This window comes from Lactobacillus sp. UMNPBX4 (assembly GCF_002554115.1).
Lineage (GTDB): Bacteria > Bacillota > Bacilli > Lactobacillales > Lactobacillaceae > Lactobacillus > Lactobacillus gallinarum.
On the sequence record NZ_PCZF01000005.1, the window covers coordinates 25,311 to 44,176 of the forward strand.

The 18,866-nt window shown below is 35.9% G+C and carries 23 protein-coding genes and 1 tRNA gene; 5 read left to right on the plus strand and 19 right to left on the minus strand.

The window, feature by feature from the left end; all coding sequences use genetic code 11:
• Window positions 1–56 precede the first annotated feature (56 nt).
• A complete protein-coding gene (locus CP355_RS01785) occupies window positions 57–575 on the minus strand; it encodes a hypothetical protein (RefSeq protein WP_233186969.1) in 519 nt (172 codons plus the stop codon).
• A 25-nt stretch (window positions 576–600) separates the two neighbouring features.
• Complete coding sequence (locus tag CP355_RS01790; RefSeq protein ID WP_098037111.1) at window positions 601–957, minus strand: hypothetical protein; 357 nt, start codon at window positions 955–957, stop codon at window positions 601–603.
• Window positions 958–1,161: 204 nt separating this feature from the next.
• Between CP355_RS01790 and CP355_RS01795 the strand changes: the two genes are divergently transcribed.
• A complete protein-coding gene (locus CP355_RS01795) occupies window positions 1,162–1,608 on the plus strand; it encodes a flavodoxin (RefSeq protein ID WP_025005466.1) in 447 nt (148 codons plus the stop codon).
• Window positions 1,601–2,140: a GtrA family protein gene (locus CP355_RS01800; protein ID WP_087175940.1), complete on the plus strand. Its 540-nt coding sequence runs from the start codon at window positions 1,601–1,603 to the stop codon at window positions 2,138–2,140. The genes CP355_RS01795 and CP355_RS01800 overlap by 8 nt, the downstream gene beginning before the upstream one ends.
• Window positions 2,141–2,164: 24 nt before the next feature.
• On the opposite strand, the gene wecB is transcribed toward CP355_RS01800, so the two are convergent.
• Window positions 2,165–3,307: a non-hydrolyzing UDP-N-acetylglucosamine 2-epimerase gene (gene wecB / locus CP355_RS01805; RefSeq protein ID WP_098043764.1), complete on the minus strand. Its 1,143-nt coding sequence runs from the start codon at window positions 3,305–3,307 to the stop codon at window positions 2,165–2,167.
• 107 nt (window positions 3,308–3,414) lie between these two features.
• Between wecB and CP355_RS01810 the strand changes: the two genes are divergently transcribed.
• Window positions 3,415–3,603, plus strand: a complete 189-nt coding sequence (locus CP355_RS01810; RefSeq protein ID WP_025005464.1) for a hypothetical protein — start codon at window positions 3,415–3,417, stop codon at window positions 3,601–3,603.
• A 43-nt stretch (window positions 3,604–3,646) separates the two neighbouring features.
• Here the strand turns inward: CP355_RS01810 and CP355_RS01815 are convergent.
• The 4 genes from CP355_RS01815 to CP355_RS01830 all read right to left on the minus strand — a co-directional run bounded on the left by CP355_RS01815 (window position 3,647) and on the right by CP355_RS01830 (window position 7,035).
• Window positions 3,647–3,719: transfer RNA gene (locus CP355_RS01815), tRNA-Arg, on the minus strand.
• Between the two features lie 51 nt (window positions 3,720–3,770).
• On the minus strand, window positions 3,771–5,099 hold the full coding sequence (locus CP355_RS01820) for a PTS sugar transporter subunit IIC (RefSeq protein ID WP_025005463.1): 1,329 nt from the start codon (window positions 5,097–5,099) through the stop codon (window positions 3,771–3,773).
• A complete protein-coding gene (locus tag CP355_RS01825) occupies window positions 5,096–6,331 on the minus strand; it encodes a DEAD/DEAH box helicase (RefSeq protein WP_098043765.1) in 1,236 nt (411 codons plus the stop codon). Before CP355_RS01825 ends, CP355_RS01820 begins: the two co-directional genes overlap by 4 nt.
• Window positions 6,331–7,035 carry a GH25 family lysozyme gene (locus CP355_RS01830; protein WP_087175937.1) on the minus strand — a complete coding sequence of 235 codons (705 nt, stop codon included), beginning with the start codon at window positions 7,033–7,035 and terminating at the stop codon, window positions 6,331–6,333. The genes CP355_RS01825 and CP355_RS01830 overlap by 1 nt, the downstream gene beginning before the upstream one ends.
• 109 nt (window positions 7,036–7,144) lie before the next feature.
• Here CP355_RS01830 and CP355_RS01835 point away from each other — a divergent pair, with 109 nt between their 5' ends.
• Window positions 7,145–8,455, plus strand: a complete 1,311-nt coding sequence (locus CP355_RS01835) for an APC family permease (RefSeq protein ID WP_025005460.1) — start codon at window positions 7,145–7,147, stop codon at window positions 8,453–8,455.
• Between the two features lie 17 nt (window positions 8,456–8,472).
• Here the strand turns inward: CP355_RS01835 and hpt are convergent, their stop codons facing one another.
• The 8 genes from hpt to CP355_RS01875 form a co-directional block, all read right to left on the minus strand.
• Window positions 8,473–9,042, minus strand: a complete 570-nt coding sequence (gene hpt / locus CP355_RS01840) for a hypoxanthine phosphoribosyltransferase (protein WP_025005459.1) — start codon at window positions 9,040–9,042, stop codon at window positions 8,473–8,475.
• Between the two features lie 107 nt (window positions 9,043–9,149).
• The gene (locus CP355_RS01845) at window positions 9,150–10,511 is read right to left on the minus strand and encodes a hemolysin family protein (RefSeq protein ID WP_087235415.1); all 1,362 of its coding nucleotides are present in this window, start codon (window positions 10,509–10,511) and stop codon (window positions 9,150–9,152) included.
• 91 nt (window positions 10,512–10,602) lie between these two features.
• Window positions 10,603–11,259, minus strand: coding sequence for a nitroreductase (locus tag CP355_RS01850; RefSeq protein ID WP_087235416.1), 657 nt, complete (start codon window positions 11,257–11,259; stop codon window positions 10,603–10,605).
• Window positions 11,260–11,332: 73 nt separating this feature from the next.
• Window positions 11,333–11,599 (minus strand): hypothetical protein, encoded by a 267-nt coding sequence (locus CP355_RS01855; protein WP_025005456.1) that lies wholly within the window; start codon window positions 11,597–11,599, stop codon window positions 11,333–11,335.
• Between the two features lie 126 nt (window positions 11,600–11,725).
• The gene (locus CP355_RS01860) at window positions 11,726–12,208 is read right to left on the minus strand and encodes a PTS glucose transporter subunit IIA (RefSeq protein ID WP_025005455.1); all 483 of its coding nucleotides are present in this window, start codon (window positions 12,206–12,208) and stop codon (window positions 11,726–11,728) included.
• Window positions 12,209–12,227: 19 nt separating this feature from the next.
• A complete protein-coding gene (locus CP355_RS01865; protein ID WP_025005454.1) occupies window positions 12,228–12,725 on the minus strand; it encodes a hypothetical protein in 498 nt (165 codons plus the stop codon).
• Complete coding sequence (locus CP355_RS01870; protein ID WP_087175934.1) at window positions 12,712–13,521, minus strand: MurR/RpiR family transcriptional regulator; 810 nt, start codon at window positions 13,519–13,521, stop codon at window positions 12,712–12,714. Before CP355_RS01870 ends, CP355_RS01865 begins: the two co-directional genes overlap by 14 nt.
• A gap of 61 nt (window positions 13,522–13,582) precedes the next feature.
• Window positions 13,583–15,463, minus strand: coding sequence for an alpha-glucoside-specific PTS transporter subunit IIBC (locus CP355_RS01875; protein ID WP_087175933.1), 1,881 nt, complete (start codon window positions 15,461–15,463; stop codon window positions 13,583–13,585).
• Between the two features lie 524 nt (window positions 15,464–15,987).
• Here CP355_RS01875 and CP355_RS01880 point away from each other — a divergent pair.
• On the plus strand, window positions 15,988–16,794 hold the full coding sequence (locus tag CP355_RS01880) for a Cof-type HAD-IIB family hydrolase (protein WP_087175932.1): 807 nt from the start codon (window positions 15,988–15,990) through the stop codon (window positions 16,792–16,794).
• Window positions 16,795–16,844: 50 nt separating this feature from the next.
• Here CP355_RS01880 and CP355_RS10455 read toward each other — a convergent pair whose 3' ends face one another.
• The 4 genes from CP355_RS10455 to CP355_RS01895 form a co-directional block, all read right to left on the minus strand.
• Window positions 16,845–17,123, minus strand: coding sequence for a CPBP family intramembrane glutamic endopeptidase (locus tag CP355_RS10455; protein WP_233185842.1), 279 nt, complete (start codon window positions 17,121–17,123; stop codon window positions 16,845–16,847).
• A 12-nt stretch (window positions 17,124–17,135) separates the two neighbouring features.
• Window positions 17,136–17,966: a hypothetical protein gene (locus tag CP355_RS01890; protein WP_098043766.1), complete on the minus strand. Its 831-nt coding sequence runs from the start codon at window positions 17,964–17,966 to the stop codon at window positions 17,136–17,138.
• 114 nt (window positions 17,967–18,080) lie between these two features.
• Window positions 18,081–18,290, minus strand: a complete 210-nt coding sequence (locus CP355_RS10460; protein ID WP_369823208.1) for a LytTR family transcriptional regulator DNA-binding domain-containing protein — start codon at window positions 18,288–18,290, stop codon at window positions 18,081–18,083.
• On the minus strand, window positions 18,257–18,859 hold the full coding sequence (locus tag CP355_RS01895; RefSeq protein ID WP_233186970.1) for a LytTR family DNA-binding domain-containing protein: 603 nt from the start codon (window positions 18,857–18,859) through the stop codon (window positions 18,257–18,259). The genes CP355_RS10460 and CP355_RS01895 overlap by 34 nt, the downstream gene beginning before the upstream one ends.
• Window positions 18,860–18,866: the final 7 nt, after the last annotated feature.

The window sequence follows — 18,866 nt, forward strand, 5'->3', positions numbered from 1 at the left end:
TTTTAGTTTCAGATACCACTATTATACCGTTTTACTAAATACTTTTAAAAGGCTAATCATTTTCGTCTTTCAAAGTATTGAGTGTGACGTAAATTTCTTTGGCGATTATAATCTCTGCCATTTAAGTGGAAATGCTCGCCATATACTAAAGAAACAATCTTATATTGTCCCGACTTTGTCTTGCCGAAGATCACATAATCGCTCCATGTGTCTCTAGCAAAGCTATCCTCAAAGCCTTCATTAAATTGAACTTCTTTATCCTGACCATTGACGTTTAATTGCGTAATAATCAAATTCTCGTCTAACTTGGCATATTTGACAACTTCAATATTATTAACAACGGTATCATCAATCGTTCCCTGTGAGATCTTCAATTTAATTTCCTTAACCATGGCTTGGTAGAAATATTTATCTAAATATTTTCTAAGTAAATGCAGACTATGATGGCGGTTGACATATTTTTCGCGTAAAAGCTGACTATATAAATACTGAGCTTGAATATAAGTCTCTGTAAAACTATCATCTAATTCATTATTTTTATTTTCCACTAATTTAATTTTGGTTAACCGCAACATTTTCTCGAACTTACTAATTGTTAAATTAGGTTGAAAAAGTGTATAGGCGTTGTCGCTTTAAATGGTACGCATAATGAATCTTGCGCAGCCAATAGCGGAATCTAGAAAAAAGCATTTCTAAATATACTAATCCTCCCAGAACTAGGAAAATTAGTAATATTACTCCCCAACTATGTAAATCAAAGAAATCCGCATCACTATCTGAATCTGATGACGACCAACCACCGCCGCCGGATGAAGAACCACCACCTGTTGAAGTACTGCCTCCACCCGTTGATCCCATCGAAGCATAGGTTGGCTGATTATAACAACTTTGCCCAACTACGATTGTCGCACTTAAGGCTAAAAACAAAATAATAAAAATTCTGAAAATTTTATGCATAAATTACCCTCTACTAAAAAAACTCTGTTATCTCTGATTTACTTTACCGTTTGTTTAATTAAAAATACAGAAAAAATTTTAAATCCTTAAATATAAGGCAAAATAATGAATTTCAATTTTAAAAATTTGATAAAACCAAACGATTTTACGATAGTTTCATGTATAATAAAATGTCGTATAATGCAGTGAAAGGTATGAAAAATCATGAAAGCAAGAATTGTCTACGCCAGTATGACTGGCAATGATGAAGACATGGCAGATATATTAGAAGAAGATCTTCAAGACTATGGCTTTGACGTTGAAACCAGCGATGTTGGTTTTACGGATGCTAACGATTACTTAGAAAGTGATCTCTGCATTTTCATTACTTACACTTATGGTGAAGGTGCAATGACCGATGAAATTGCAGACTTTTATGAAGAATTAAAGGCTTTAGATTTAAGTGGTAAATATTTTGCTGTCATGGGTTCTGGAGATAAGACCTATGGTAAACACTTCTGTGAAAATGTTTTTGACTATGAAAAGGCATTTAAAGAATGTGGTGCTACTGAGATTACTAAGCCAGTCACTATTGAAAATGCGCCTGACGATGAAGCAATTGATCTAATCGACCAAGCTGCAAAGGAAATGGCTGATAAGCTACATGACTAAAAATAAAAAAGAAGTTACTGCTGTCGATCAAGCTCAAATTCGACAATTAGGGCAAAAAATACTTAAAAGACACCGTAATCTTTGGGTATACATGATTTTTGGCTTTGTAGCTGCCTTAATTAACACTTTAGTCTTTATGGTGCTTCACTCTTGGTGGCACAGCGTAATGGTGATTTCTAACACCATTGCTTTTATTGTGTCCAACCTGGCATCATTTTACTTTAACCAAAAAGCCGTTTTTATTAATAATGTCGATCATGATCACAGCACATGGCATAAATTAATAGTTTTCTTTACCTATCGTGTAATTAGTCTAATTCCAGATACTTTAATTATGCTGGTAGGATTATCTTGGCTTCATTTAAACGCCTTACTTGTTAAGATCATTGACCAAGTATTAGTTGGTGTATTCAATTATTTAACTACCAGATCAGTCTTTCAAAAGCAAGAACATACCATGATTGAACGAGCTAAGATGCGGATTCAAGAACAAAAAAATAAACGAGATAATAAAAAAAGTAGCAAAAATTAAATTTTGCTACTTTTTGTTTTGCTCTTATTCAAAATCTTTTGGCTTCTTTACTTTATCTTTATTGAAATAGTAATAAATCGCATCCATAATGCGATCACTGGCATGACCGTCGCCATATGGATTCTTAGCATTCGCCATCTTGTCATATGCTTCTTTATTTTCTAAAAGTTCCAGCATACTCTCTCTAACTGAGTCGACTTGCGTGCCCACAAGCTTCAAAGTACCAGCCTTCACGCCTTCGGGACGTTCAGTTGTATCACGCAAAACAAGTACTGGCTTGCCCAAACTTGGAGCTTCTTCTTGCACGCCGCCTGAATCAGTCATGATAAAGTAGCTGCGTTTTGCTAAATTGTGGAAATCAACCACATCAAGCGGTTCGATCAAATGAATTCGAGGATCACCGCCTAAAACTTCGTTAGCAACTTCTTGCACACGTGGAGACAAGTGCACTGGATAAATAATTTCCACATCAGGATGCGAATCAATTACCTGACGCATCACCTTGAAGACGCGGCGCATAGGTTCGCCTTGATTTTCACGTCTGTGCATAGTCACTAAGATCACCTTGTTGCCTGGCGTAATTTTATCCATAACGGCATGATGGTAATCTTTTTGCACAGTTTGTTCTAATGCATCAATTGCGGTATTACCAGTTACAAAAATATTGTCTGCTTTATGATTTTCTTTAATCAAATTGCTCTTAGATAATTCAGTTGGAGCAAAATATAAATCAGCCAAATCGTCGGTCATTTGGCGATTCATTTCTTCAGGAAATGGCGAATACTTATTCCAAGTTCTAAGCCCCGCTTCAACATGTCCCAATGTAATTTGTTGATAAAAGGTAGCAAGTCCTGCCGCAAAACTAGTCGTTGTATCACCGTGAACCAGCACAACATCTGGCTTTTCTTCTTTGATAACCTTTGACAAATCGATCATAACTTTCGAAGTAATATCTTCCAAAGTTTGATTCTTGTGCATAATATTAAAGTCGTAATCAGGTTTAATTTTAAAAATATCAAGTACCTGATCTAGCATTTCTCTATGTTGTGCACTGACTACAGTCACTTCATCAAAGCGCTCATCTTTTTTTAGTTTTAAAACAAGCGGTGCCATTTTTATCGCTTCAGGTCTTGTACCAAAGACAGTCATTACTTTAATCTTCTTCATAAAATTCCCTCCGATAAACTTATTTAACTATAACTGATTTATTCCTATCTTGCATCTTAATTCTGTGTTTTAATTGAAGATGTACTTACAGAAAGTTGGATATATTTATGAATTCTAGTTTAATTTTTTTAATTACTACGGCTCTATTTATTATCATTGGCAGTTTCTGCTTAGTATTTGGATTGGACAAGGCTAAGCCTGCTAAACTTAGACGACGCTTGCTTTACTCTGCTCTAATCTGCGTCTTTATCGTCTGGGGCCTGATTACTTACATTATGCTCAATCCATTAGGTTAATATTTACAAAAAAAGCCATCTGCATCACAGATGGCTTTTTTGATGACCCCGGTGAGATTCGAACTCACCTCTACGGTTTAGGAGACCATTGTTCTATCCAGATGAACTACGGGGTCAAACCTAAGATTAACTTTACCAAAAAATAAGGTAATAGTTAATCTTTTTTTCTAAAATTGTGTGGTAAAAAATGTTTTAGGATTATTGGTATCTGCAATTTTATCTGCCGCAATAACAAAAGGTGTCCAAATTGCTAAAGATATCAACATATCGACGATGCTTAAAACAATCGCACGCCAGTCATAATTGCAGGCTAAAAAAGGACCAATAATCGGCGGCATAATACTTGGCACCGCCACTTGTACCGGATTGACTAACCCCATCACGCTCACCCAATAAGAAAACGCAACATTAACTATTGGCGCTAATACAAATGGAATTAAATAAACTGGATTTAAAACAACAGGCAATCCCAATAAGATTGGTTCTCCAATATTGAAAATACCTGGTGCAAGCGCAATTTTAGCTACCGTACGATAATCACTGCGTTTAGAGAACATTAAAATTGCAACGATTAACATTAATGTACCACCGGCACCACCAAACCAGGCAAAAACATCAAAAGATCCACGGCCCCAAAGATATGGTGAAACATGTCCATTACGTACAGCCGTAATATTGCTATTTTGGGCGGTTAGCCAGATTGAATCTAAAATTGGTGATAAAACTCCCAAGCCGTTGATTCCGAAAAACCAAAATACCTGCACCAACATTGTTACTAACAACACTGTACCAAAGCCCTGGCCCCATTTAACCAATGGCATTTGAATACTGGTTAATAGCCAATCACCAAAATACTGCCCGGTCAGAACTTGAAATACATAGTTAATTCCACCGACACTAAAGATCGCAATTATCGCAGGAATCATCGAGTCAAAGGCCGCTTGTTCAGCATGTGGCAAATTAGCTGATAAATGAATCATAATTCTTGCTTTATAACAGGCCCAATAAATAAAGAACCCAGCCGAGCCAAATAAAATCGCAGTAAATAATCCTGTTGTTGAAAATTGGCTGATATCAAAAGCATCCCTAATCAAAATACTATCGCCATGAAATTTAATTTTTGCAAAACTGGCGATACTTAAAGCAAAGGATGAAAGCGAAACAATAGCCGCCGCTAACCTATTTCCTTCAAAAGCTTTAGCTAACTGGTATCCTAATGCCAACGCAAAGAAAAATGCAAAAAGAGAAAAGGTCCCTCGCCACACCAAATTGCTAATGGACACAAAAGGCTGCATTGCAAAAGCGAATGCATTCCAACCTAAATGAACTTTAGCAGCTTCAACTAAGCTTTTAATCAAAACAGCTAGCGATCCAGCAATAGTGATTGGCATCAAAGAAACAAAAGCATCCCTTAGCGCAACTAACCATCTTATCTGTCCTAAACGATTAGCTAGCGGCAATACATAATCTTCCAGCCATCTAACTAATCGATTCATTTTTTCACCTTCAGATAATGTGGATGATATCCCTTATTTTTCTTATTACGCTTCTTGTGCTTTTTCTGTTTTTTCTTAACTACCTGCTTAACTTCTGCAGCAGCTTCTTGCTTCTTTTCTTTCTTTTTCTTAGGTTTAGCAGTAGTCAAATGATACCCAGCAAAGTAAACTCGCTCTATCTGCAATTGATCGGCTAAAAGTTTCTTCAGATCACGAAAATCATGATCATCGCCTAAAGTGACCACATAACCAGTGGCATTCATTCTTCCAGTTCTACCTGCTCTATGCAAATAAGTATTTTGTTCACTTGGAATATCAAAATTGATAACGTAGGTCACACCTGGAATATCCAAACCACGCGCAGCAAGATCCGTTGCCAAAAGCAACTTTGTTTTTCCTGTAGCAAGATCATTTAAGGCCTTTTCACGACGCTGCTTACCAAATTCATTGGCTAATAATTCGAACTTAGTCTTGGTATGACCAAAAATACCGGCAAAACGCATCATGGTCTCATTAGAATCAAAGAAAAGAATACCTTTAAAATGATCTAATTTGGTCATTCTTTGTAAAAATTCAATCTTATGTTGATTATCAACTTGCAAAAAATAATGCTTGGTAGTTGAACTCTGCTGATTCCGCACATCAACTAAAAGAAAATTACGTGCAAATAATTCTTCTGCATCTCTAGTAATCTCTGAATCAGTAGCACCAAAAAGCAAAATTTGACTATCTGAACCTAAATTTTGACCTAATGCAGACAATAGCTCTAATTTAGCAAATTCCAAAATATCATCTGCTTCATCGATAATCAAAGTTTTAATTTGAGCTACCTTAATCCGACCACTAGAAAAGAAATCAAAGAATCTTCCTGGAGTAGCTACAATTACCTCAGGATGTTTTTTCTTTAAATTATCTTCTTGTCTCTTTCTATTACCAGCCCCTACTAAGGTTGCACCCTTTAAATCTAATGCATGCAAGTAAGGATTAATGGCATGCCGAATTTGAACAGCTAATTCGGTAGTCGGAGCCAAGATAACTACGCTATTAGCTTTACCTTTTTCCGTTCTTTCTAAGCTAGGCAAAGCGTAAGCCAAAGTCTTGCCTGTTCCTGTTTTAGCTAAGCCTATTAAGCTAGCTCCATTTTTGATTGCATCGTATGTTTGTTTTTGAATTATTGTTGGTTCGGTTTTATGCTCTTTGAGCAATATTTGTTTTATTTTTTCTTGATACATTATTGTGTTAATTGTCCATACTTCTGTTTATATTGACTAACGGTTCCGTTATACGCGTACATTGTAATGCCTTTTTCTAAGCCAGAAACATCCTTTACGCGTCCGTTAGTTGTATAACGCCAAAATGAATACTTTAATTTATTGGGCGCTTTTTTATCCGTCGACATAAATAACGTTGCTGAATCAAAGTAATGGCGATACTTTTGATCAAGCTCCACCATTACCGTTTTACCTCGTTGCTGCAACATCTGGGTAAATTTACTCATTGATTTCAAATACTTTTTGCTAAGTCCGGCTACCGGAATAATTAAAATAGGTAAGCTGCCTGTATTATTCCCTACTTGGTTAAAAAAGTAACGATAATGCTGCAAGGCAGTTGATTCATTACTATATGAGATTTCACTACCAAAAGCGAGCTGTGTACCCAAAATTTGATCTCGATAGGATAAATAATTTTCATCAAAATAAGATCTGCCTTGTGTTGCCTTCAAATAGACAAATGAAATGCCATTAGACTGTAACTTATGCAGATCTACATAATCTATGTCCTGATTCAGTTCGATCCCGATCGGACTAGAATTAGAATCCGGTGGCAGTGTTGTTTGCTTTTTAAAATTAAAAAAGCCAATCAAAAGAAATGCAATTGCTAAAATTAATAAAGTCAAGATTGCAGGTAAAGTATATTTATGATGATACCTTTTCATGACTTTTCCTCCCGCTAATATTTTAACCAAAAATGCGAATCATACCAACCCTTGATATTTCATGTGCTAAAATAATTTATATATTAACTTTTTTAAGGATGGTGAAAATGTGAAAAGACAAATTTCTTTTGGACAAGCTCTCGCCACAGTAATTGGTTCAGTTATCGGAGCCGGAGTTTTCTTTAAAATTGGAACAATTACGGCCCAAACTGGCAGTAGTTCAACCACAATTTTTGTATGGATATTAGCCGGAATAATTTCGATTGCGTCGGGACTAACAATTTCTGAAATTGCAGCGAGCTTAAAAATTAATGGTGCGATTAAATATTTGGATTATACCTATGGCCGCGTCTGGGGCTTTTTATTTGGCTGGGCACAAATGATTGTTTATTTCCCCGCACAAATTGGAGCATTGAGCTCGATTTTTGGTGTTCAATTTGTTTCACTATTTGGCATTAATGCCAAATATGCCAATCTAATAGCAATCTTTCTTGTATTATTTTTACTAGCTATTAACCTAATTGGCACAAAATTTTCCAGCAAAATGCAGTCAGTTATCACCATCTTAAAAGTGATTCCAATTGTTTTGATTATCATTTGGGGATTCTTCAATCAAAATAAAATTGCAGCTCCCATCTTTCCATTAACAGTTGGAAATAATATTTCTTTTCCTAATGCCATCAGTCAAGGATTACTATCTGCCCTTTTTGCTTTTGAAGGTTGGATCGTTGTCACCAACTTGGCCAATGAGGTCAAAAATCCTGAGAAAGATTTATCCCGTGCAATCATTTTGGGTTTGTCTGCCATTACTTTAATTTATGTTTTAATAAATTATACTTTTTTAACGGTCTTGCCAATTCATGACTTAGTAAACAATAATAATGCTGCCTTTGAGGCTTCGATGAAATTATTCGGTCAATTCGGCGGTAAATTAGTGACTATAGGTATTCTGATCTCCGTTTACGGTGCAGTTAATGCCTTCATGTTAACGGGGATGCGTACACCATATATTCTGGCTCAAGATAATCTTTTACCATTTTCAAATAAAATTGGTAAAGCTAACATTCACACTGGCGTGCCGGTCATGGGAGCATTGATTGTAGATGCAATTGCAATCGTGATGATTTTACTGGGTAACTTCACAGTCTTGACAGATATGCTGGTTTTCGTCATGTGGACCTTTAATACCATGTTAGCTATTGCCGTCATTATTTTAAGAAAACGTGAACCCGAATTACGGCGGCCATTTAAAGTTCCGTGGTACCCAATTATTCCAATCATTTCAATCCTAGGTGGTATCTTTATCGTAGTTTCCACTATTATTAATCAATTCATTTTATCAATCATCGGAATCGGATTAACTTTATTGGGCTTGCCAATCTACTTTTATATGCAAAAACAAAATAAGGAAGAACTTTAACGGTTCTTCCTTATTTTTTATTTATTCACATATTTTTGAATAACTTCAGGCTTTAATACTCCAACATAAGGGATGTTTCTGTACATGTTCAAGAAGTCCAAACCATAACCTACTACAAATTCATTACCAACTTTTGAACCGTAGTATTCAAGGTCAACGTCAACATTTCTGCGAGCTTCCTTATTAAGCATTGCACAACACTTAACGCTCTTCGCACCACGTTTTTTGATTAAATCCTTCATAAACTTCAAGGTCAAACCAGTATCGACAATATCTTCCACAATCAAGACGTCACGATCTTTAACATCTGTGGCTAAATCTGTCACGATCTTGACCTTACCAGTCGATTCAAAACCATCACCGTAACTAGAAACATCGATAAAATCTAATTGATGAGCGACATCCATCTGACGAGTCAAATCTGTTAAGAAATAAATAGCACCCTTTAAAGCACCAACTACTAATGGCTTCTTACCTGCATAATCTTCAGTTAGTTGCTTACCTAAACGGACACACATTTCATGAATGTCATCTTCAGAAAATAATTTATGATCAATAATATCGTTGATATTGTCGGCTTTAACCAATTTACCTACCCCTCAATCCAATTTATGTTTAAAACTCTTATTATTAAGAAATTATAACATCTTTGTACAAAAAAAGCGTCTTAAATGACGCTTCTTCTGAATAGTTTCTATTTCTTACTATTTTCTGTTTTTTCTTTGGCTTTACCTTTAGCATTAATTGGAGCCACGATAAACCAACGCATAAATCCTTGTTCAATACTATCAAGCGTAAATTTATAACCTTCTAGTTCAATCGTTTCACCCTTCTTAAGGTTAGGATAATGTTCCATCATATAACCACCAATAGTAATGATGTCACTATCTTGAAATGCCTTCAGATCTATATGGAAGTAACGTTCAAAGTCATACAAAGTAGTCTTACCAGAAACATGGACATTACCTTCTTTATCTTTGATGATGTAATCATCAGAAACATCATCAATTTCATCTTTTACAGAACCAAAGAGCTCTTCGTAAATATCCTTATCAGTAACAATACCACTTGTACCACCGTATTCATCAACAACCAAAACAATTGGAGTGTGCTTAGAAATCATCAAGTGCAAAATATATTGAATTGGCATTGATTCAGGAACAGTAATGATTGTTCTGATAATTCTAGTTACTGGAACACTGCTATCAACTTGGCTTTGTTGGACAATATCGTAAGCATAGACATATCCTACTACATCATCCTTATCATTATCCCTAACTACTGGAAAACGGCTGTAACCCTCTTCTAAGTATTTTTTAAGGGCATATTCGATAATATCAGTAGAATCAAGGACTGATAAACGTGTTCTATCAGTCATGATATCTTTAGCTACTTTATCGTTTAATTCGAAAGCCCGTTCCATGTATGTGAGGTCTTCTTTATCAAGCGAACCACCATGCACCGCATTACGTGACAACTTAATAATTTCGGATTGAGAATAAACCTCATTTTCTTCATCAGCTGGGGCAAAACCCATTAATTTCAGAATTCCATTAGAACTAGTATTAAGCAGCCATACAAATGGATAAACAACCGTGTGGAAAATATGAAGTGGTGTAACAATTGCCATCATCATCTCTACAGGTTTATCAATAGCAATATTCTTAGGAACGACTTCAGTTAATACAACTTCCAAATAGGTTAAAAGAATCACACCCAAAATCGCACTCACTGACTTAATAAGCGATTCACTCATTGGAGTTAAATGAAATGCATCCGCTAAAATAACAGCAAATGTATCAGCTGAGAACCAACCTAAAACTACTCCGACAAGAGTAGTACCTACTTGTGTGGTTGAAAGATACTCATTCAAATTATGCGTCATGTGAAGCGCACGTTGTAGTTTCTTTTTATTGCCCTGACCCTTAGCCAGCATATCTTCAAGTTTACTAGGTCTGGTTTGTACTAAAGCAAACTCTGCAGCAACAAAGAATGCAGCAACAACAAAAATTAACAAAGTTGCAACTAAATTAGTTGCGATCTGAGCTGGACTCAAAGCATTATCACCTTTTTTATAACTTAATTACTAAAACCTATTTTACCATTTATTAACTATAATAGTTCAGTTTTGCACAAGTGAAATTGGTTTATTTTGTTAACTTATAAATTTTGTCAAAATGCACACGTGCTGGAATAAATTTCGGATCATTAATTTCCGCATTTTTATCGATATAACCGATTGCAATAGCCATACCGACTGCTTCATCTTCAGGAATCTTAGCGTATTTTCTAACAAGATCTGGATAAGAAACCATTGAGTGAGCTGGCATAATCCCCAATCCGCGGTTAATAGCTAAAAGCATGATACTCTGTGCAAAAATACCCAAATCAAATACTGACCAAGCTGGTGATTTCTTAGGTACTGTTAAGAAAATAATAGCTGGGGCATTAAACATTGTTTTGTTAGCATGTGAAAATAATTGCAACTTGTTTCTAAAGAAGAAACTTTGAGATGCACCCATAGTAACCATGTTTCTACTTGGGAAAACATCCCAATCAAGTGACAACATTGAAGCAAAATCTTCATCTGGCTTAATATCATTATCATTATTTTCAATTGAAGCTTGTTTAAATTTCTCTAAGGCATCCCCTACTAACACATATGCTCTCCAAGGCTGTGAATTAAGCAATGATGGTGATTGTTGTGCCTTTTTAATTATTTCGGCAATCGCATTTTCAGGAACTTTTCTATTAGTAAATTTCCGAGTTACATGTTCTTTTTGAAAAACTTCTTTAAAATCCATTGTTATTCTACCCTTCTAAAAAATTACTCTGTTTCATTCATGCATATTATAGTTTAACCGGTCTAGGTTATCTTTACTCTTTTTTGCCCTCAGCTTTTTTTCTTTGAGCTTCAATTTCTTTTAAGTGGGCACTCATTGCTAAATCATTTTTCCTCATAGCTATAAAAGCAGTAATGGTCAGCTCTAATCCGCCTACACAGATTAGTAGCAAACCAACTGGAAATAAATATAATGCTCCTTTAGGAATAAACGAGGCTTTAATTACCCAACACAAAATTCCAATCAGCATCAAAATAATTCCTATAAGCACCGCTTTTGTATTTGGTCGATATCTTTTCATTATTTCTCCTCATCTTTTCTCTGCTTCTATCTTAACAAAAAAATCCTAGCTTCACCTTAGAAGCTAGGATTTAAAACTACTTTTTTATTAGTCTTATTAAGATTTTATTTGAGAGAGGGAAAATGACTAATTAAATTCAATAGTTTGTACTTTTTGGGAATGCTTAACAGCACCCTTTTCAATTGGAGTAACTGACTTTACAAGATCCATGTTGGTATAAACTACGATACAACTGTCATCGTAGCCTTTGTCAGTGATCATTTGGAAATCCATTGTGGCTAAAGGCTGACCCTTTTCAACTTTATCGCCTTGGTTAACACTAACTGTAAATGGAGCACCTTTTAATTCAACTGTATCAAGACCTAAGTGAATTAAGATTTCTAATCCATTATTTGTCTTGATTCCAATGGCGTGTTTAGTTGGAAAGAGTGTAGAAATAGTACCGTCAACTGGTGCATAAATTTGATTATCTTGTGGTTTAATTGCAAAACCATCACCCAGCATCTTGGTTGAGAAAACATCATCTTTTACATCAGTAATTGGCATAATGTCGCCATCAACCACTGCATCTACTTCCATACCTTTATTCTTCTTGAAGAAATTAAACATAATTTAAACCTCTAGATTTCTAAAATTCAAGTAACAATATCAACATAAAGCATAGTACCGATAAAACGGCCGCTACCAGTGAGATAGCAATTACTACTGGACTAATATTATCTTGTGTCTTTTTTAAAGTTTTGGCTTTATACATTCCCAAGATGGCTAAAACACCACAGAGCAAGTTGCCAACCAAAATTTGACCAATGAGTTGACTTACCATCAAAAAGCGATAAGTTTGTCGATTAATCAAAAATTGCTTTTTATTTAGCAGCAAATAGTAGCCGAGAACAAAGTCAACGATTGCAATAATAGTAACGATTGCCACAGCTGGCTGCTTAATAACGATCATTTTGATCGATTGATCCGACGCACCGCTACGTAACGCTATCAATGCCCAGAATAACAGCGGAGCAATGAATAGGATGTACGAATACCAAGTAAGAATCTTTTTAGTATCCAAATTCATGCTTCTGGTCATTCGATCAAAAAAGTTTTCAACTTTTTGTTTACTAATTGCCCACATTGACTTCTATATCCTCTCCTTGGCTCTGTTGCCAAGCCACATATTCACTAACAAGCAAATCAATCAAATAATATGCTGGAGTAAAGGCTACTTTGCCACTCTTATAATCGGCATCATCAGTAAAGGCAATTGTTGGGAAATAAATATTATGCTGAACAATTGAAGCTAATTTATTCTGTTTCATATTAGTAAATGAAACATATCTAAATTTATCATTTACCAATTCAAGCTTGGTAATTTCCTCATTAATTGTCTCATTATCACCCGTAAATGAAATTACGAATAAGATATCGCCTTTTTTAGCAAAGCGGCTAACCGCCTTTAATTCATCAAGAGCTGACGGTAAAACTGTTGCATGCTTGCCAACTATAAATAGTTCGTGAGCTAGATACTGTGCAATCAGCTCCTGCTGCCAACCAGTTGAATAGATGTAGACTGTACTAGCATCGTCTAGATCATGATATAAGCTATCAAAATCACGTTGCTTAAAATACTTCAAAACGTCATCATTTACTCGACTGAGTTCTCTTGCAAAATTATTTTCAATTTTGATTGGCTTTTGCTTTGATTCAGCCAATTCTGCTAAATCAAATTTCAATTCGCTGTAGCCAGTTAAGCCTAACTTTTTACATAAACGAAATATTGCTGATTCAGATACATAGAGCTTCTTCGCTAATCTTGCAAGGCTTAACTTACTACAGTCTTTCGGATTATTTAAAACAAATTGAATTATCTGTTTTTCAGAATCGTTTAGTTTATTACTATTTTCATAGACCATCGATCTTAAATTTGCCATATTTACCTGTGTCCTTATCAATATATAATTTATATATTAATAATACCACAAGCGCTTACAGTTATAATAATTGTTTCATCTGATCAACAACTTGATCGGCATCCAATCCAACAACAATGTCAATTTCGTTGTTGTCCTTGTGTTGAACTTCATATGAATCTGCGATCTTCTTGAATTCAGAATCTGGAGCAACTTTCTTAGTGTCAAAGACGTGAGTTCTTACTCTAGTTGAGCAAGCAATTACATCCTTAATGTTTTCGCCACCACCAAGAAGGTCAACGATACCTGTAGCTCTCTCAATGTATGGATTATCTTGTTCAGTTGAAACCTTAGCGTCACTGCCGCTTTGTTGCATCAATTGAGTCATTTCGTCCAAAACTTGAGGAACGTCAAGACCAACAATAACTTGTAATGCTTTACCGTGGTGAACAACGTTAACGGCCTTGTTGGCCTTAAATTGTGAGTCTGGAGCAACCTTGCTTGGATCAGCAACAGATACACGTAATCTAGTAGCACATGATGACAATTCAGTAATGTTTGAAGCACCACCTAATAAGTCAAGGTATGCAGTAGCTCTTGCGATGTAAGGGTCGTTTGCATCCTTACCTGCTGCTTTAGCAGCCATCTTTTGCTTGTATTCTTTCTTGTTGATAAGTTTAACGTCTTCATCATCAGCTTCACGACCTGGAGTGATGTAGTTAAACTTCTCAATCATGATCTTAAATACGAAGTAAGTAATAATACCGAAGATAATACCAACGATAAATTGCATTACATATGTATGCCAGTGGTTTTCCCAAAGTGGTAACCAGTTCATTGATGCAATACCAATGGCACCGTCTGACATGAAACCTCTTAAACCAAAGGCCCACATTACAGTGTTCATAGTAGCTGACAATACTGAGTAAATTACCCAAAGTACAGGAGCTGCGAACAAGTAAGTAAAGTCGATAGGTTCAGTAATACCAGCTAATACTGAGGTTAAAGCAGCTGGGATAAGCAAAGCTGAAGTTTGCTTCTTCTTGTTCTTCTTAGCAGTTGCGTAGAAGGCAAGACAGATAAATGGTACTAAGAATACCTTTTCGTTACCGTAAAGTTGGAATCCTTCAACTGAAGCGATTTGTGAAAGTGGTTTAGTACTTGCAGCGTATTCAGCAAGGTGTTTCAACCAGTATGGTTGCAAACCGCCGGCAACAACGGCTGGACCGAATTGGAATGGAATGTATACCAAGTGGTGAAGACCAGTAGGAATCAATACACGGTTCAAGAATTGGTAAATCCAAACACCGATAAATCCACTATCTACGATGAAGTGTTGCATGCTGGTGATACCCAATTGAACTTTTGGCCAGCCCCAGCAAGTAATGAGTGCTAAAGGAATCATTACAAAGAATGCTAAAGCGTAGACATAAGTTGAACCTTGGAAAGTACCAAGCCAGTCAGGCAACTTCTTGTCGAAGTACTTGTTGTGTAACCATACAACGATCAAAGCAACAACCAAGGCACCTAAGATACTAGTGTCAAGAGTCTTGATACCAGCAATGTTAGTTAAACCGTGGTTAGTAGCGTTAGCAACAATTTGAATCTTGTCAAAGTTAGGAATGCCAAATGCTGCACCCCAGTGGGTAAGCATTGCACCGATGAAGTAGTTGTAAGTCAAGTAAGCAATAACTGCTTCCATGGCTGCTCTACCTCTAGCCTTATTAGCTAAACCGATAGGCAAACCTACAGTAAACAAAATACCCTCTTGGTTGAAGACTGTCCAACCACCAGCTGAAATTGTGTCCCAAACTGAGTTCCATGCCGTCCCTGGATTAGCAATTGAGCCAAACAGAGTTGGGTTATTGAATAAGCTTCCTAGAGCTACAACAATACCCGCAAACGAGAACAGCATAACTGGGACGAACATTGCGGCCCCAAACCGCTGAAACTTTTGCATCATAATAATTTACCCCTGAAAGAAAGAATCAAACTAAATCAATTGTTTCTTGTATTACACCTAATCTATTTCACCAAATCTAACTAGTTGCAAGGTGCTCATACAACTAGATCTTATCTAAATATTTCTCCTCTAGATAATTGATTAAGATAGAAAATCTAAGTGATATCAAATTCAGATTTATCTCTATCTCAGCAGCTAGCTTACATTCTTATTTATACCATAGTTTTTCTTTTGTGTAAGCGTTTTTAAAAAAGCTGAAAAGCTGTTTCAAGGTATTAAAATAATATTTCATCGCCTGAAATATATTTCAGATATCTTTTTAGCATATTTAATCAAATGAAATATTTTTGTGCCTTTTATAGCGTATGTTCAAGTAAAAAGTTTACATGCCAATTTAGTGTGTCAAGAAATATGCTGTTTATTTTATTATTTATATATATATTAAATGTATGCAAAATATTTCATTTTCATACGCTTCATGTTTAGGTATAATGAAAGCGATTACCAAAAATAAGGAGCTCTTTATGGCAATTAAATTTATTGCATTAGATACAGATGGAACTTTGCTTGATTCAAACGGTAAAATCTTACCTAGCACGAAAGAAGCAGTTAAAAAAGCATTAGATCAAGGAATTAAAGTCGCATTATGCTCTGGTCGTCCTATCGCAGGTTTAAAACATTTTATGGATGAATTAGGCATAGTTGGGCCTGATCAATATGCAATCACTCTAAATGGTGCAATTACTATAACTGCAGATGGTCAAGTTATGACTGAAGATTTGGTTTCAAACAAGTTTTATCGCAAAATGTACGATTTCGGTAAGAAACATCACATTCCATTCAATGTCGTATCTCCTGATTCAAAGATCATTACTGGAGATCATGACGTTGATTTGATGATCTACACACAAGCTTACGAAAATTCTGCTACATTATATATTCGCCAGCCGGATGAATTGCCTGCTGATTTTGAAATAGCTAAGGGATGCTTTGTAGGCAAAGAACAATTAATTGATCAATGGGAAGAAAAAATTAGCCAAGAATTTGAAAAGGATTTATATGTAGTTCGCGCTGATTCATGTTTTCTTGAATTATTGCATCCTGGCGTCAGCAAAGGTAACGGCTTAAAGGAATTAACTGAAAAATTAGGAATTAAGCCAGATGAAGTAATGGCAATTGGTGATGAGCGTAACGACTTAACGATGTTTGAATTTGCAGGAACAGCGGTCTGCATGGGTAACGGCAGTCCAGTCGCTAAAGAACACGCTGATTATGTTACTGCTTCAAATGATGAAGATGGTATTAGTACGGCTTTTGAAAAATTCTTATAAACGAAAAAACAGGACTTAGCATATGCTAAATCCTGTTTTTTTATATTATTCTAGCCTAACAAGCGCTCAATATTTTCATCTATGACTAATTTTCTCTTGCCCGTCATAATCCAAATCGCAATAGCTACTGGAACTACAATTGAAACAAGCGAGCTGACCCCATCACTAAGAGTACCTGACCAAACCTGCGCTTTAATTCCACCATTAACTGCATAATTCAAAAAATCAACGCCAAAGTGATACAGCATCGGTAACCACAATTTGCCAGTATATAAATATAGGATAGCTAGAACTAAGCCCAACGCTGCGGCATAGATTGGTCGCCGCAAAATCCTGACCGCCTAAATTAGTAAAATGCACAAGCCAAAGACAACCGCACTAACAATCACAGTGATCTGAACTCGATATTTACTATTAGCAAAGCCAACTATCAAAGCTAAGATCGTCAAATAGCGGTTGGTTTCTTTAAAGACACCTGCTTCTAAGGCTCTACAAAACGATGCCCAAGTTGGTTTCAACGGACCAAAATCTGGTTTGAATAAGATCTCTACTAGATTATTTTCTTTTCCGCAAAACTCTGCCCAGAAGGCAAAGACAATACAGAATAGAAGTAATAAGATAAATGTCACATTCGACCAGTTACTAGACTTCTGCCATTTTAAATCAGGATTGAAGCTAAAGCCCCAACATTTTGCAATCAGCATTGCTGCTAAAAATGCAGCTACTCCAGCCATCAAACCGGAAGAAATCAAGACGTTAATCCCTTGCGGCTTTAATTCAATCGCTGTCGATGACAAGAGCACCGTGTCAAAGTAGCAAGCTGCAATTAAGCGGCCCAACCAATTTTGCATTTGCCCTATCGCTACCACTGCGACTGGTAAGTCCATTACTAGCAAAATAAGTCCAAATAAAACGATAATGCCCAATTTAAAACTGACATAACACAAAATATTGTGAAAAAGTATGTACCACGTCACTGATAAAATTGCAGGCATGATTATAATTGCTAACCAGCGAGTGACTGCTGACTTCTTTTTTAACCAATTAAAAGCTAAAACCAGCACTGGTAAAATACTAACCACAATACATAGTCCTGCTGTAGCTAGATGTACTTTAACAATATTGAAAATTGCCATCCCCACCAAAGCAGGATGACGATAGCTATTTCCCATCTGAAGTAAATATTCCACTTTCTTAAGTTCATTTTCTTTCTCCTTTATCTCAAGATTATTATCTAGCTTTCTAGTAAAGGCAGAAATATAACTTCAAATCCGGTTAATTTTTAGTCAAATTCGGTAACTATTTTGTTTCAAATTATAAGTGTTTATCATACCTTTCATCACATAGGTAAAGCGACGAGAAAACTTGATTACATCCCCATTAGGAAAGCCAATCTCATTTTTCTTTAAATTGATTTGTGCAATATTTTTCGGATTTACCAAATATGATTGTGATACTTTCTTTAAAAACTCATTTTGCTGATCAATGTTCTTAATATCGCCTGCAAAGCAGTGCCATCATTACGCACCAAACACAGCTTGTGTGGTGCCCTGGTTGTTGAAATATAATAGATATCATCAATATTAACGTTGCGAATGATCCTGCCTAAACGATAAGAAAACGTCATCTTCTTGCTAAAATTAGCCTTAGCTAAATTATTTACAGCATCCCGTACCGTCTCATTCAATCGCTGCTGCAAATCAGAATTACTTTTGTTGATATAGTCAATCGACCCGATACGCCGTTGATAGGTCAACTCCATGTATTCGTCATAAGCAGTTACAAAAACAATTTGTGCTCGCTGATCTAACTTTTTAATTTCTTCAGCTAGATCCACACCGTTTATATCGTCCTGGTTATCGCCTAATTCAATATCTAAAAAATAGATTCCGCCGTCTAAGTGATGTTCATTTAGATAGTTCAAGACCTCATTTGCATTTTGAGCAGTCGTACCGATTTCAAGTTCAACTTCTTCGGGCTGCATCATTGCCGCAATTCCCAATTTCAAAGCTAAATTACTTGCTTGCGCAAGATCATCATCACAAATAATCACTTTATATTTCATTTCTATT